The sequence below is a fragment of the Wolbachia endosymbiont of Muscidifurax uniraptor genome (genome assembly GCF_054149795.1).
Window position 1 is genome coordinate 1,118,425 of record NZ_CP083727.1, and the last position, 13,740, is coordinate 1,132,164.

The 13,740-nt window shown below is 35.5% G+C and carries 11 protein-coding genes and 1 pseudogene; 8 read left to right on the forward strand and 4 right to left on the reverse strand.

What is annotated here, in order from left to right:
• Positions 1-402 precede the first annotated feature (402 nt).
• From LA754_RS05780 to tnpA, 5 genes and pseudogenes are all read left to right on the forward strand, one after another.
• A pseudogene (locus LA754_RS05780) lies at positions 403-1,351 on the forward strand (IS5 family transposase).
• Positions 1,352-1,852: 501 nt separating this feature from the next.
• Positions 1,853-4,093: an ankyrin repeat domain-containing protein gene (locus LA754_RS05785; protein WP_077188610.1), complete on the forward strand. Its 2,241-nt coding sequence runs from the start codon at positions 1,853-1,855 to the stop codon at positions 4,091-4,093.
• An 87-nt stretch (positions 4,094-4,180) separates the two neighbouring features.
• On the forward strand, positions 4,181-6,631 hold the full coding sequence (topA, locus tag LA754_RS05790; protein ID WP_077188609.1) for a type I DNA topoisomerase: 2,451 nt from the start codon (positions 4,181-4,183) through the stop codon (positions 6,629-6,631).
• 57 nt (positions 6,632-6,688) lie between these two features.
• Positions 6,689-6,991 carry a leucine-rich repeat domain-containing protein gene (locus LA754_RS05795; protein WP_006279551.1) on the forward strand — a complete coding sequence of 101 codons (303 nt, stop codon included), beginning with the start codon at positions 6,689-6,691 and terminating at the stop codon, positions 6,989-6,991.
• 22 nt (positions 6,992-7,013) lie between these two features.
• A complete protein-coding gene (gene tnpA / locus LA754_RS05800; protein ID WP_006279552.1) occupies positions 7,014-7,451 on the forward strand; it encodes an IS200/IS605 family transposase in 438 nt (145 codons plus the stop codon).
• A gap of 2 nt (positions 7,452-7,453) precedes the next feature.
• On the opposite strand, the gene LA754_RS05805 is transcribed toward tnpA, so the two are convergent.
• Positions 7,454-7,576, reverse strand: coding sequence for a hypothetical protein (locus LA754_RS05805; RefSeq protein ID WP_457923628.1), 123 nt, complete (start codon positions 7,574-7,576; stop codon positions 7,454-7,456).
• 64 nt (positions 7,577-7,640) lie between these two features.
• On the opposite strand from LA754_RS05805, the gene LA754_RS05810 reads away from it, so the two are divergent.
• Positions 7,641-7,907 carry a hypothetical protein gene (locus LA754_RS05810; RefSeq protein ID WP_006279553.1) on the forward strand — a complete coding sequence of 89 codons (267 nt, stop codon included), beginning with the start codon at positions 7,641-7,643 and terminating at the stop codon, positions 7,905-7,907.
• Positions 7,908-7,948: 41 nt separating this feature from the next.
• On the opposite strand, the gene trhO is transcribed toward LA754_RS05810, so the two are convergent.
• The gene (gene trhO, locus LA754_RS05815) at positions 7,949-8,755 is read right to left on the reverse strand and encodes an oxygen-dependent tRNA uridine(34) hydroxylase TrhO (protein WP_006279554.1); all 807 of its coding nucleotides are present in this window, start codon (positions 8,753-8,755) and stop codon (positions 7,949-7,951) included.
• Positions 8,756-8,884: 129 nt separating this feature from the next.
• On the opposite strand from trhO, the gene LA754_RS05820 reads away from it, so the two are divergent.
• Positions 8,885-10,483, forward strand: coding sequence for an ABC transporter permease (locus LA754_RS05820; protein WP_006279556.1), 1,599 nt, complete (start codon positions 8,885-8,887; stop codon positions 10,481-10,483).
• A 10-nt stretch (positions 10,484-10,493) separates the two neighbouring features.
• Here LA754_RS05820 and LA754_RS05825 read toward each other — a convergent pair whose 3' ends face one another.
• Together LA754_RS05825 and apaG are read right to left on the reverse strand one after the other, a co-directional pair.
• Entirely contained in the window at positions 10,494-11,387 is an 894-nt protein-coding gene (locus LA754_RS05825; protein WP_006279557.1) for an Rpn family recombination-promoting nuclease/putative transposase, read from the reverse strand.
• A 177-nt stretch (positions 11,388-11,564) separates the two neighbouring features.
• Positions 11,565-11,966: a Co2+/Mg2+ efflux protein ApaG gene (apaG, locus tag LA754_RS05830; RefSeq protein WP_179951370.1), complete on the reverse strand. Its 402-nt coding sequence runs from the start codon at positions 11,964-11,966 to the stop codon at positions 11,565-11,567.
• Between the two features lie 99 nt (positions 11,967-12,065).
• Between apaG and LA754_RS05835 the strand changes: the two genes are divergently transcribed.
• Positions 12,066-13,130 (forward strand): 5-(carboxyamino)imidazole ribonucleotide synthase, encoded by a 1,065-nt coding sequence (locus LA754_RS05835; RefSeq protein WP_006279559.1) that lies wholly within the window; start codon positions 12,066-12,068, stop codon positions 13,128-13,130.
• Positions 13,131-13,740: the final 610 nt, after the last annotated feature.

The window sequence follows — 13,740 nt, forward strand, 5'->3', positions numbered from 1 at the left end:
CTTAAACATTTGCAGCGTAAGTTAGTTGCAATTAAAAGCGGCTGAATCTCGCTTGTCAAGCGTTTAAAACATAAAAAACGCCAATATTTTAAAGCGGATAATAACCCCAGGGCTTCTTTTGCCTTTTTTTTCATTTGGTAAATTTCTTAATATTTATAGCTAAAGTAATTTAAAAGTCCGTGAAGGGTGTCATGCCAGTGCTTGACACTGGCATCCAGTTTTCCATATAATCTCATCAAAAATGTTTATTTTCTAGCTACTTTTATACTTATCAACCCAGTATGCTTACTTACAATTAAAATTTCTGGATCCCAGTGGGCTTTGTTGCATAGCAACTGAAAAATCTGGTGGCTACTGACAAAATTCATTATAAAATAGCCATTTAACCTTGAAAGAAAAAATATGCCACAAAAAATGAGGGTCAGTAACCATAGCGAATATAACAAATTTCTAGAAAAAAGAGGAAATATTTTTCATTATACCAACGAAGCCATAGAAAAGTGGTACGAGAATGGTCCAAAAATACCAGGTGGCAACAATATTTATAGCGATAAAGTTGTAATTTTGGTGCACATAATAACTTGTTTATTTAGAATAGGCCTGAGGCAAACAGTTGGGTTTATAGCAGGATACCTTGAGCAAATTGGGAAAAATTTGCAAGTTATCAGCTATTCACAATCATCAAGAAGGTTTAAGAAACTCAATATTAAGATCAATGATTGCAGAAAATAATATGGAAGATATCGAAATTGCTATAGACAGTACAGGAATTAGTATATACAACAACACTCCTGGTCATAGCAAAGAAAATAGCGAAGATAGAAAGTATCGCAGCTATGAACAGACAAGAAAATTGCATGTAATGTTGAATACAAACAGCAAAAAAGCCATAGCTGTAAAATACAGTAACGGTGTCTACTCTGATCACTATGGAGCTTGTGATTTGCTAAAAGAAGTCGATTTTCAGTATGTCATAAAAGTACTATATGCAGATAGGGCATATGACAGAGAAAAGCTCTATAAGCTGTGTAATCAATATGGTATAAAAACGAAAATTCCTCCGAAAAACAACGCAGCAGAGCATCCAAAATTGGATTATATGCTTGATAGAAATGCCGCTATTCAGTTAATGAAATTACATGGTGAGAATGGTATAAAAAGATGGAAAGAAGAAGTAAATTACGGAAAAAGATCGTATATTGAAGGATTTTTCTCAAGGTTGAAGCGAATATTTGGGTTTAGTTTTAGGAGCAAATCTGAAATTAATCGTGAGAAGGAACTGCTACTCAAGTGTTATTTGCTTAACAAATTTACTGAAATAGGCATGGCTAAGTTTGAGATAGCTTCATGAATTTATTGTACGTTACCTACTATCCGAAGAGCGATGCAACAAAGCCCACTGGGATCCAGACTTTCCGTAAAAACGTTATATTTTAACATAACACTTATATGCTCACCAACTTAGTGCTAATCAAAATCCTGGATCCCAGTGTCTGGGCACTGGGATGACAGCTAGCCTGACAACCGTCATCCCGCTACTTGTTAGCGGGATCTAGAGATACCGAGAATGAATCGCGGTATGACGGTTCGCGGCGGCGTGACGATAAGCTCGTCATCCCGCTGCTTGTTAGCGGGATCTATGCTAAGATACCGCGGCAGTATGACGGTTCGCGGCGGGATGACAAGAAAGGAGCAACAGAATGACAGAGAGTAATGCAAGAAAATAATTGGATTTTTTGTAATGCTACGGAGTCCAGTGTTTTCTACAAATTTTTACGTGATTTGTTAGCAAAATTGACAGTTGCTGAAGTACTGGATAAAACGCTTGTATAGTGTTTAGTAGAGAAAAGTTATGAAATATGAACAGTGGATAAAAATATTAAGTGCAGTAAATGCTGATGGTGATTTAAATCAGAGTAACATAATCGAAAAGATAAAAGAGAGGTTACAGAGGATAGATTTAAGTACATTCCAGGATTGGAAAAATGATAGATTTAACATAAATTATAAATTCACCTTATATACAGGTCTTGCCTCTTTTAAACTTACATTGTTATATTTGGCTACTAGGGATGGCTGCAAAAAGGTAGTAGAAGCTCTGATATCAAATGGAGCTGATGTTAATACGAAAGATATGAATGGACTGACCCCTTTATATTGGGCTGCCAAAATTGGTCACAAGGAGGTAGTAAATGCTCTAATAAAAGCGGGGGCGGGGGTTAATATTAATGCAAAAAGTAAGAAGGAACAAACTTCTTTGCATAGGGCTGCTGAAACAGGCCATACGGGTGCAATAAATGCTTTATTAGCAAAAGGGGCTGATATTGATGCAATAGATGATAATGGAGAAACTCCTTTACGTTTGGCTATTAAAAATGGCCATACAAAAGCAGTAAATGCTCTATTGGAGGCAGAAGAATTTAATATTAATACGAGTGATGGTTTATGGAATTATGGATGGGCTCTTTTACATTGGGTTATTGCAAATGACCATAAAAAGATAGTAGAAGTTCTAATAGCAAGTAAAGCTAGTGTTAATACGAAGAGTGAAAATGGATGGACTCCTTTACATTGGGCTGCTGAAAATGGTTATACAGATGCAATAAATGCTCTATTAGCAGCAGGGGCTGATGTTGATGTGAGAGATTGTTGGCTTTACGATACTCCTTTACATTTGGCTGCTGAAAATGGCCATACAGATGCAGTGAATGCTCTATTAGCAGCAGAGGCTGATGTTAATTTACAAAACGCGCGTGGCAAAACTCCTTTACATTGGGCTACTAAAAATGCCCATAAAGAGATAGTAGAAGTTCTAATAGCAAGTAAGGCTAGTGTTAATGTGAAGGGTGAAAATGGATGGACTCCTTTACATTGGGCTGCTGTGAATGGCCATACAGATACAGTGAATGCTCTATTAGCAGCAGAGGCTGATGTTAATTTACAAAACGCAGATGGCAAAACTCCTTTGCATTTGGCTGTTGAAAAGAAACACAAAAGTGCAGCGGAGTTTCTGATAGCACATGAAATTAAGTTACAAGGTTCCAATGCACAAAAGCCAGAATATCTAGTACAACATAATTCTAATTTTACAAGGGAAATGTCAGAATATTGGAATAGGTGCCTAGGTGAATACGAAAAACTTGAGGAGGAAGATAAGTTACTACATGACTTTTTGAAGGAAAGTGACACTAGTACATTAGTAAGTATATGGGAAAAAAATGAAGATATATGCAGTAAGTTTGATAACCAAAAAAGCTTACAAAGGCAATATCCAGAATATGCTTATACTCTAATTAATAAAGCTAACGAAATAAAAAAAGAAATTTTTCTGCACAATCATGAGCCGCTAATTGATGCTTTATCAACGCATTATAGGCGTGATTTTCAAGCAATGATATTTGCTGGTATAGAAAACTTTTTTAAAGTTCACAAAGATGACTTTAGAAAAGAGTTAGGAAATGGAGGAATCACTCTAATTAACTTCGTAGATTTTGAAAATTTTGCAGAAAGGCATGCTCCTACATTGAAAGTAAGAGCGTTTGCAAAGGTTATAGAGAATAACCTATCAAGCGAGAGCCCTGATGATCAAAACATTGATCAAGCTTGTTCTTCTAGTGTTGATGAGCAAGTTCCTCAGCCTGTAAGTGAAATAACTGGCATTATTAAACACATAGGTGCAAGTAATAGTGAGGCTTCTTCAGAACTCGAAAGTAATGGTAATCAACAAAGTACACAACCAGAATTTTTAACAACCAACGGTAACTCTAGTAGCATAGCTTCTGAAAGTGGCAGTACTAAAATACTAGTTTCAGATCAAGAAAATGACATCCAGAACAATAATATACAACCAAGTTCACGAAGTGAAAAGAGGAGCAAACTGCCTATTGTAACTGCCTCTGTACTGGCAGTGGCTGGAGTTGCTTTAGGAGTAGCTATTGCAGTTCACTTAGAAATGTTAGCGGTGGGAATAGTGGTTGGAGCTTGTTGTCTGGTTGCTGCTGCGATCATATACTATTGTAATCAGCCTTCAAAGTCACTTGAAAATAGCAACGTCCAAGGGTTTTCTGGAAACCATGAACAACCTACTTTGTAAAATTCACAAGACCTATTAAAATATTTTTTTACTTTTCATCGTATATTTCTCAACATATTATCTTTAAGTACTAAAATAATTAACAATATGGCATTATTAATAGTTGAATCACCTGCGAAAGCAAAGACAATAGGTAAATATTTGAGTAAAGAGTTCAAAGTAGCTGCATCCTTTGGACATGTGAGGGATCTTCCAGCAAAAAACGGCTCTGTCGATCCGGATAATGATTTTGCTATAAAGTATGAAACCATTGAAAAAGCAGAAAAATATATAAAAGAGCTAGTAAAAGCCGCAAGCAAAACATCAGATATATATCTTGCAACAGACCCAGACAGAGAAGGGGAAGCAATGGCTTGGCATGTGATAGAGACATTAAAAGAAAAGAAAGCAATCAGTAATGAAAACAACATTTATAGAGTAGTCTTTAATGAGATAACAAAAAGAGCAGTACAAGAGGCTATAAAAAATCCACGTGAAATAAATATGGATTTAGTGCGTGCACAACAAGCACGTAGAGCTTTGGATTATCTAGTTGGGTTTAGTTTGTCACCACTGCTGTGGACAAAATTGTCGGGGAGCAAGTCTGCAGGACGCGTGCAGTCTGTTGCATTAAAGATTATATGCGAACGAGAAGATGAAATTAGTAAATTTATAACACAGGAGTATTGGAGCATAAAGGCAGAAATGCAAAATAGCAAAGATGAGGCTTTTTTTGCTATGCTAAGCCACTATGACAATAAAAAGCTAGAAAAATTTGATATTAAGAATGAAGAAGAAGCAAAGAACTTAGTCAGGGAGATTGAGTCAAGGCAATATGCTGTAAGCACAGTAGAACGCAAGCAAGTTAAGAGAAACCCACTTCCTCCGTTTATTACTTCAAGTCTTCAGCAAGATGCAGTGAATAAACTGTATTTTAATGTGAAAAGTGTTATGCGCATAGCGCAAAATTTATATGAAGGTATCGATATTGGTGGTGAAACTGTAGGGTTGATAACTTACATGCGTACAGATGGGTTTCATATTGCAGATGAGGCTATAAACTCAATTAGAGGGTCAATTAAGTCATTATATGGTGATAAATATTTACCGCAGTCTCCTCGTAAATATGTAAAAAAGGTCAAAAATGCTCAAGAAGCACATGAAGCAATTCGTCCAACTGATATCAATAGAACGCCGGGTAGTATTAAGGATTACTTAACGCCAGAGCAATTTAAATTGTACGATTTAATCTGGAAAAGGACCATTGCAAGTCAAATGGAGTCGGCGATCCTTGATCAAGTGGTAGTTGAAATTAGTTCTACTGATCAAAAAGTAGTTCTGCGAGCAAGTGGGTCGAGTATATTCTTTGATGGTTTTTATAGAGTCTATCAAGATAACATGGAAGCCGAAAATGAAGGCCTGCTACCTGCCATGAAGGAAGGGGAAGCATGCAAGCTGATTTCAGTTGAGCCAAAACAACATTTCACTCAACCGCCACCTCGTTATAGTGAAGCAAGTATCGTAAAAAAAATGGAAGAAATCGGTATAGGTCGACCATCAACTTATGCAACAATTATTTCGGTATTACAAGATCGTGAGTACGTTTCATTGGATAGCAAAAGGTTTATTCCAAGCAGTCGTGGTAAAATCGTTACTATATTTTTAGAAACTTTTTTTCAGCGTTGTGTAGAGTATGATTTCACAGCACAAATGGAAGAAAAGCTTGATTTAATTTCAAATGGACATGCAGATTGGAAAAAAGAATTAGGCCACTTTTGGGTGCCATTTTTTGGTCATGTAAACTCTGTTAAGCAAATGACGCATGATGAAGTTTTCAGCGGCATTCACGATTTGGTAATCGATTGGTTTTGTTCAGAAGAAGGAAAAAAAGAGGTGAATACGAAATGTCCTGCTTGCTTAGGTGGCATATTGAAATTGAACTTTGGAAAAGCCGGGGTGTTCCTTGGATGTTCTAACTATCCTGAATGCAACCATACAAAAGAAATTACGGGCAGTAACGACAATTCAGAATATCCAAAAAGTTTAGGTATAGATGATATAACAAACCAAGAAGTGATGATCAAAAAGGGTCCTTTTGGACTTTATCTTGAGTTTAATAACGAGTTAAAAAAGAAAAAAACGGTTTCCATACCAAAAGATATAAATGTTAATGAGATTGATCTGAGCACCGCTACTCAGTTACTTTCCTTGCCAAAAGTAATCGGAGAACACCCTGAAACCGGAAAGGAAGTAAAAATAGGCCTTGGGCGATTTGGGTACTATATTTTCTATGATGGTAGATACTTTTCTCTTAAGAAAAGCTCCAAAGAGGTGCTGAATACAGAATTGAGCGAAGCTGTACAAATTATTGCAAACAGTCCACGCAAAGAGTTAAAATCTCTCGGGGTTAATGAAAAGGGAAAAGAAGTTTTTATCTGCAACGGTAGGTACGGATTCTATATAAAATGCGGTAAAACAAACGTTGCTTTGGGCAAGAGTGCAGATATTGAGAGTATAGATCTGGAGAAGGCTTTAGAGTTGATTAAGGGTAAGAAGTAGACTGTTATTGAAATATTAGGTAAAGTTAAAATATACTCTAATAATGTGGTGGGATAAATGATATTTTACACACAGGGCGACACTCCAGCTTTATGTAGGTTAGATTACACGGATGTAAGTAAGTTAGTAGGCATACCAAATATCACAAGACTTGATTTAACTGAGTGCAAGATTAGTGTTGAAATTGTAAAAGAATTAGCTGAGCTCAAAAATCTTACTTCACTTCATTTAGCTGGGTGCAATATTGGTGTTGAAGTTGCAAAAGAATTAACCAAACTTACAAATCTTACTTTACTTTCCATAAGATGGTACAAGCCTCCACCTTCTAGGTGGAGAAACTTTAGTTTGTCAATGTCATAACTGTACTTTATAAAGTATAGTTATGACGGAATATGACAAAGGAAAACACACTGTATTTTATCATAGGTACCATATAGTCTGGATTACAAAATATCGGTACAGAGTATTAACTAAGGCTATGAAGGAGAGAATACGAACAATCATAGCAGAAGTATCTGAAGAAATGGGGATTAAGATAGAAAACGGAGTAATATCATCAGATCATTTACATTTATTCGTAGTAATACCTCCTCATATAGCTGTGAGTGATTTTGTTCAAAGAGCCAAAGGCAGGTCTTCACGCAAAGTTCAACAAGAATTTCCAGAGCTAAATAAAATGTACTGGGGAAAGCGTTTTTGGGGAAGAGGATACTTTAGTGCTACCAGCGGACATATCACAGATGAAGTCATTAATGAGTACATCAATAAACATACAGATGCACATCAGCCTCATTCTATATCTAGTATAAGATTGGAGTAGCTTTAGCTTCTCATCGCGCTTCCAGCGCTATATCCAACCTTTCGGCTCTCAGCCGATAGTGGTTGAGTCAATTTAATTGGTTGCAAGATTAGCAATGAAGTTGCAAAAGAATTAGATAAACTCAAAAAAAATCTTCCTTCACTTAATATAATTGGTTACAAGATTAGCGGTAAAGGTGCAAACGTAAAATTGCAGGATGAGGTATCAAACTCGCAAGAAAAACTTAAAAGCAGTAGCAAATACTATATTTGTGGAGCAACAGTTGGTTTAGTTATTGGTCTAGTTGCAGCATATTGTTTAGGGGCTGCTGCTTTAACTCCTGTTGGTGTTTCTGTTGCAGCGTTTATTGCATCTGCTGTGGTTGGCGCGTTACTCGGAGCTGGGGTGGGTTATGCTGTGAGTACATATCTTGAAAGCACTGAATTAAACAATATGCAACCACGAAGGAGTTGTTGAAGATCCGTGTTAAATTCTAGTACAGGAGCTTTTTTCTAATGCTAAAGTTTACAGTTGAAACAAACCACTTGGCCACGTGGAACTGATTTCAGTTTATCAGTTGAAACTTGATTTGAGCAGAATATGCATTTTATTGTGTTGCTTGGAGTAAGTGAGTTATCAACAGCAATTCTATCATCAAAAACAAAACATTCTCCTTTCCAATTACCATTTTTATTATAAGTTTTTTCAAGGTAAGAAAGAATGCCGCCTTTAAGATGGTAAACATCACTAAATCCAAGGCTTTTCATATATGCTGTAGATTTTTCGCATCTAATCCCACCAGTGCAGTACATAGCCACTTTCAGGTCTTTACTCTCAGAAAATGACTCTGTCCACTGAGGAAACTCACGGAAACATTGTGTGTGTGGATTAATTGCATTCTTAAACTTGCCTAATTTCACTTCATACTCATTTCGTGTATCTATTACTAAAACGTCAGGTTGAGAAGTAAAATCATCCCAATGCTCTGGATCAACATATTTACCCTTAAGGGAAATATCAAGATTGCCTACACCAAGATTCACAATCTCTCTTTTTAATTTTACCTTCATCTTGCTAAATGGTTGATATTCTGCTGCACTCTCTTTCCATGTAAGGTCCCTTAGCCTATAATCAGAACGTAGAAAATCGAATATTTTATCAATCGCGTTTCTTTCACCAGATACGGTTGCATTAATACCCTCTTCTGCAAGGAGTATAGTACCCTTTAATTCAATGTTGTCGCATACAGTTTTTATTTCGTCTTTCATGTCATAATAATTAGAGAGTTCTACAAAGTGATAGAAAGTTGCAATGACGAAGCTCATGATTATTCACTTATCAACTAAAAACATGATATACAAAATTATAAAGATATTCAATAGTACGGCTGTTAATTACTGGATATCTTTAGTTTTTACATATAACATTTTAATATCAAATATAGATCCAAATTAATGTTTTTGAGAGTATTTAAAAATATATTCTTATTTTCAGTAAGTATATTATTCGTCTGTCCTATACTATCGTTAATATCGATTCTATTTACAGAATCAGCAAATTCTGGATGGGTAATCAGCACACTTTTCCCTGAATATATACTGAATACGTTAATTTTGATGATAGGAGTGGGGGGAATATCCTTTATATTTGGAGTAATTCCAGCTTGGCTTACCACATTTTTTTCATTTCCTGGAAGTAAAATTTTTGAGATTGCTTTGTTCTTTCCAATATCGATTCCTGGATATATAGTAGCGTTCGTCTATGTAAATACACTAGAGTTTTCAGGTCCGGTGCAGAGCTCATTAAGAGACATTTTAGAGTGGAGCAAAGGTGACTATTGGTTTCCTGAAATAAAATCCCTAGGTGGTGGAATATTAGTAATGGGATTCAGCCTATATCCATACGTTTATATGTTAGTCCGCTCAAGTCTAAAGAATGTTAGTAACTCAGTCACTGTTGCGTCAACACTTGGGTTCTCCTCATTGAAGAGCCTGTTTTCTGTCATCATACCCTCCATACGCCCATCAATTATAGCTGGGTTGTCTTTGGTACTAATGGAAGTAATTACAGATTTCGGCACACCACAGTTTCTTGCTATCGATACTTTTACGACAGGAATATATCGCACCTGGTTTTTACTGCATGACAAATATTCAACTACTGTTTTAGCAGTTGCAGAGTTGATTTTCGTTGCAACACTAATAGCTATCGAAAAAAAACTACAAAAAAAAGGAATATCCTACTCTTCAATCAATACCAATTCAGATTATCACAACAAACGGAGTATAAGTGGCGCTATACAGTTGATCTTTGCTTATCTTATGTGTGTATTGCCGATATTAATAGGTTTTATTTTGCCAATGATTCCGCTCATATATTGGAGCATAGAGAAGGGGTTTTTCATATACGAAGCAAGATTCTATAACATAATAGCAAATAGCATTAGTTTATCATTTATCACCGCATTAATCTCAATTAGCATTGCAATAATGATTGGATATACGGCGCGTAAAAATAAGGTAATCAACAATATAGCGCGTCTCATTTCTTTAGGCTACGCAATTCCAAATGCAATTATCGCAATTAGTATAATAATATTTTTAAGCAGAATATCCTCTTTCATTACTCAATATGTTGTGGAAATTAGCTTAGTAGGAACTATTGGCGCATTAGTTTACTCATATTTATTCCGTTTTTTTGCTATATCTTTCAAGGCGGTAGAGTCAGGGCTCAAAAAAACACCAAATGAAATTGAGTGGACTGCATATACTATGGGTCATGGACCTATTTCCACATGTTTGAATGTTCATATCCCTCTCATCAAGAAGAGTATATTATCGGGATTTTTGCTCGTATTTATGGATACTATCAAAGAGCTCACAGCAACACTTATTATAAGACCATTTAATTTTGAAACTATATCAACTAGAATATATGAACTTGTAAGCGATGAGCGCTATAGAGAAGCTGCCCCATTTTCGTTAATAATAGTTATAATAGGCTTAATCTCTACAATAACCTTATTTACACTTGATGATAAGGATAAAAAATAAACGTAACTGTTCACAGATTTCCACTTAATTCTTCAATCTCACTAATAGAAAGGCCAGTAAACTTAACAATAGTGTTGACATCAACATTATTAGCCAGCATTGCTTTTGCGACTTCAATTTTCTCTTCAATTTTCCCTTTCTCTATACCTTTTTGTATACCTTTCTCTTCAGCAAGATCAAGTCTGTATTCAAGAATAGCTTCTTCTTTGCGTAGATCCATTATCCTTTCTTCATAGGCTACTAAATCTTTTTCGTTCCAACGAAACTTGTCTAATTCATCATATGCTAGCTTTATTATTGGCGCTTTTTCTGCTATCTCTTTTAAGTCCTCTTCTGTTGTTTCTTCTGCGTATTTAAAAAAGAAACACCACCTTTCTACTATACTTTCTAACTGCTCTACTTTATTTTTTGCGAATTTAGGCAACTCAATAAAGACAAACTGAAAATCTTTTAAGTAATGGCCGTTAGTTTTTATATCACGTATATTGTGAGTAGAAATATAATCAACTTCTTCAGGAAGTAAGTTACAATTTGATATAGCAATAAAGAAGACTTTCTTTAAATCAATGTAGTTGCCAGATTTATCTAATTGTCTTGAGTAGGCTTTAGCGGCATATAATTGAGCGCGTTTTTCGAAGCCCTTGTCTCTAGCGAGCTGCATTTCTGCTATATATCTATTTCCGTGAGAATCCTTGCAGAGAACATCAACAATACTTTGTTTATCAGAGGCAACTTCGGGATCCATAATAGTGCTAAGAAACTCAACTTCTTGTATTGCATTTATCTCAGTAAACCCTAAAATATCGTTCAAAAAGTGGATCAGGATATTCTTATTTTTTTCCGTTCCAAAGATTTTTTTGAAACACAAATCATTGCGAGGATCGAGAAATTTTGAGAGAGCCATGGCAAAAATGCTTGAAAATATTAATAATTATACACTATTATTAACAATTATTCAACCATATTTTTGAAGATAGCTAGTTTCTGTATTTATTTTAAATTGAAGAAAGCTCAAATGAAAGATCGTGCTTTGCTAAAAATCACAGAATGCAGTCTGGTTACAAATAAACTATTTTGACAGTTAATGGGGTCTAGTTTTGATGTATGGACTATCCAAAGAGAAGGGTGGTATCATAACTTCAAAAACTTTTATGCTTTCTTCATTCAGAAATTCATACTTACCCTGCATTATTCCTGACGGTACATTTAAGTATGTTCCACTTGTGTATTTAAATACCTCTCCAGATTTTATCACAGGCTGTTCTCCGATAACACCAACTCCGGCAATTTCATTTACTTTGCCCTTATAATCTATTATTTGCCAATGACGACTTAACAATTGAATAGTTGATTGGCTTTTGTTTTTTATCTTAACGTTATACATCCATACATAGCAATTTTCATAAGGAATGGATTGCTCTTCAATGTAAATTGGTAAAACTGTAACTTCAACAAAGTTGGTAGTCAATGTGTATTCTAGAATCATTATAGAATATTCATGATAAAAAGATAATATTCTAATTATATGCTTTTTTCATAGATTTTTCAAGTATACTTTAATTAGGAAATATCAATTTATAGTATGAACGAACCAGATGCGCTTAGCAAAAAAGTAATAGGAATAATAGGTGGTGGACAATTAGGTAAAATGACTGCTATCGCTGCAACAAAACTTGGACAAAAAACACATGTTTTTGCCAGTGCTAAAGACGATCCGGCTTGCTCTGTTGCTGATGATTTCACAATAGCAGATTTCTCTGATAAGAAAGCTCTTGAATCTTTTGCACAGAGTGTGGATTTAGTTACTATTGAGTCTGAAAATATTCCATGTAGTGCAATTGATATCGATGTAAATTTTTATCCGGGTAAAAAAGCGTTACACATTTCGCAGAACAGACTGAGAGAAAAGGATTTTATTAAAAACTTGGGTATAAAAACTGCTAACTATAAGAGTATACAAAATTATAATGAGCTACTGAAAAGCAGTAGAGCTTTTGGCTATCCAATAAGGCTGAAAACAACAGAAATGGGTTACGATGGAAAAGGACAATATGTGCTTGAGAATGATTCTGAAGTGAAGCAATTTGCTTCCTTTGATTGGAATACAGAGTACATTCTTGAAGCAAGTGTTGATTTACTGAAAGAGGTTTCAATAGTCGTTGCAAGAGATAAAAACTGTAAAGTAGCTTTTTTTCCTATAGCAGAAAATTACCACGTTGATGGAATACTTGATACTTCAACAGTGCCAGCTAAAATAGATAGCAAATTAACTCAAGAGGTACAACGAGCTGCAAAGAAAATAGCAAATGCGCTTGATGTAATAGGAATTCTGGCTATTGAATTTTTTGTTACTAAAGATAACGAATTGTTAGTTAATGAACTAGCTCCCAGACCTCACAATTCTTGCCACTGGAGCTTGGATGCATGTAACGTTAGTCAATTTGAACAGCTAGTTAGGATAATATGCGGGTTACCTATGCAGGAAGTAGTATTACGCTTTCCTTGTATGACGAAAAATATAATAGGTAATGATATATATGATTCTCATAAGTATTTGAGCAACGAAAAAGCTAGTTTAACCATATATGGGAAAAAAGAGGTTAGGGATAAGCGTAAAATGGGACATGTCAATATAGATTTAAGTTAACAGTTTTTCTACGTCATACCGCCACAACTGTACGAACATTGTGATATGATGAGATGTTACATAGTAAACGGTGTCATTCTAGCACCTCTTTTCCCGTCATCCCGCTGCTTGTTAGCGGGATCTCATTTCACTTTGTGAAGGTGTCATCCGAGTAGCCTGACTACTTGGATCCAGGAATTTTATTAAGTTGGTAAGCATAAAAGTGGCTGATCTTATGTTAAAACACAACGTTCTTGATGAGATTACAGCAAGGCTGGGTTCCAGCGTCAGCTACTTGAATGACAGCAGTCCTACGTCATGCCGCCGCGGTATCTCTAGATCCCGCTAACAAGTAGCGGGATGACGATTGTCGTTTAGCCATAAATATTAAGAAATTTACCAAATAAAAAAAAGGCAAAAGAAGCCCCGTGGTGGTTGGCTATTTACTATGTACTAAAATATCGGCGTTTTTTTTATTCTAAAACGCTTGATTAAGAGCGATTTAGCTGCTTTTAACTTGCAACTAACCTACACCGCAAGTGTTTAAGAAATTTACTAAGCAGGAAAAAAGGCAAAGAAACCCCGTAGTAGCTAGCATTCAAATTCTCCCTTGTCAATTTGACGTTTTTTG

Bases quoted from the DNA above. Each gene is read 5' to 3' on its own strand.
- LA754_RS05785 (WP_077188610.1), top strand. From the start codon at position 1,853: ATGAAATATGAACAGTGGATAAAAATATTAAGTGCAGTAAATGCTGAT.
- topA (WP_077188609.1), top strand. From the start codon at position 4,181: ATGGCATTATTAATAGTTGAATCACCTGCGAAAGCAAAGACAATAGGT.
- LA754_RS05795 (WP_006279551.1), top strand. From the start codon at position 6,689: ATGATATTTTACACACAGGGCGACACTCCAGCTTTATGTAGGTTAGAT.
- tnpA (WP_006279552.1), top strand. From the start codon at position 7,014: ATGACGGAATATGACAAAGGAAAACACACTGTATTTTATCATAGGTAC.
- trhO (WP_006279554.1), bottom strand. From the start codon at position 8,755: ATGAGCTTCGTCATTGCAACTTTCTATCACTTTGTAGAACTCTCTAAT.
- LA754_RS05820 (WP_006279556.1), top strand. From the start codon at position 8,885: ATGTTTTTGAGAGTATTTAAAAATATATTCTTATTTTCAGTAAGTATA.
- LA754_RS05825 (WP_006279557.1), bottom strand. From the start codon at position 11,387: ATGGCTCTCTCAAAATTTCTCGATCCTCGCAATGATTTGTGTTTCAAA.
- LA754_RS05835 (WP_006279559.1), top strand. From the start codon at position 12,066: ATGAACGAACCAGATGCGCTTAGCAAAAAAGTAATAGGAATAATAGGT.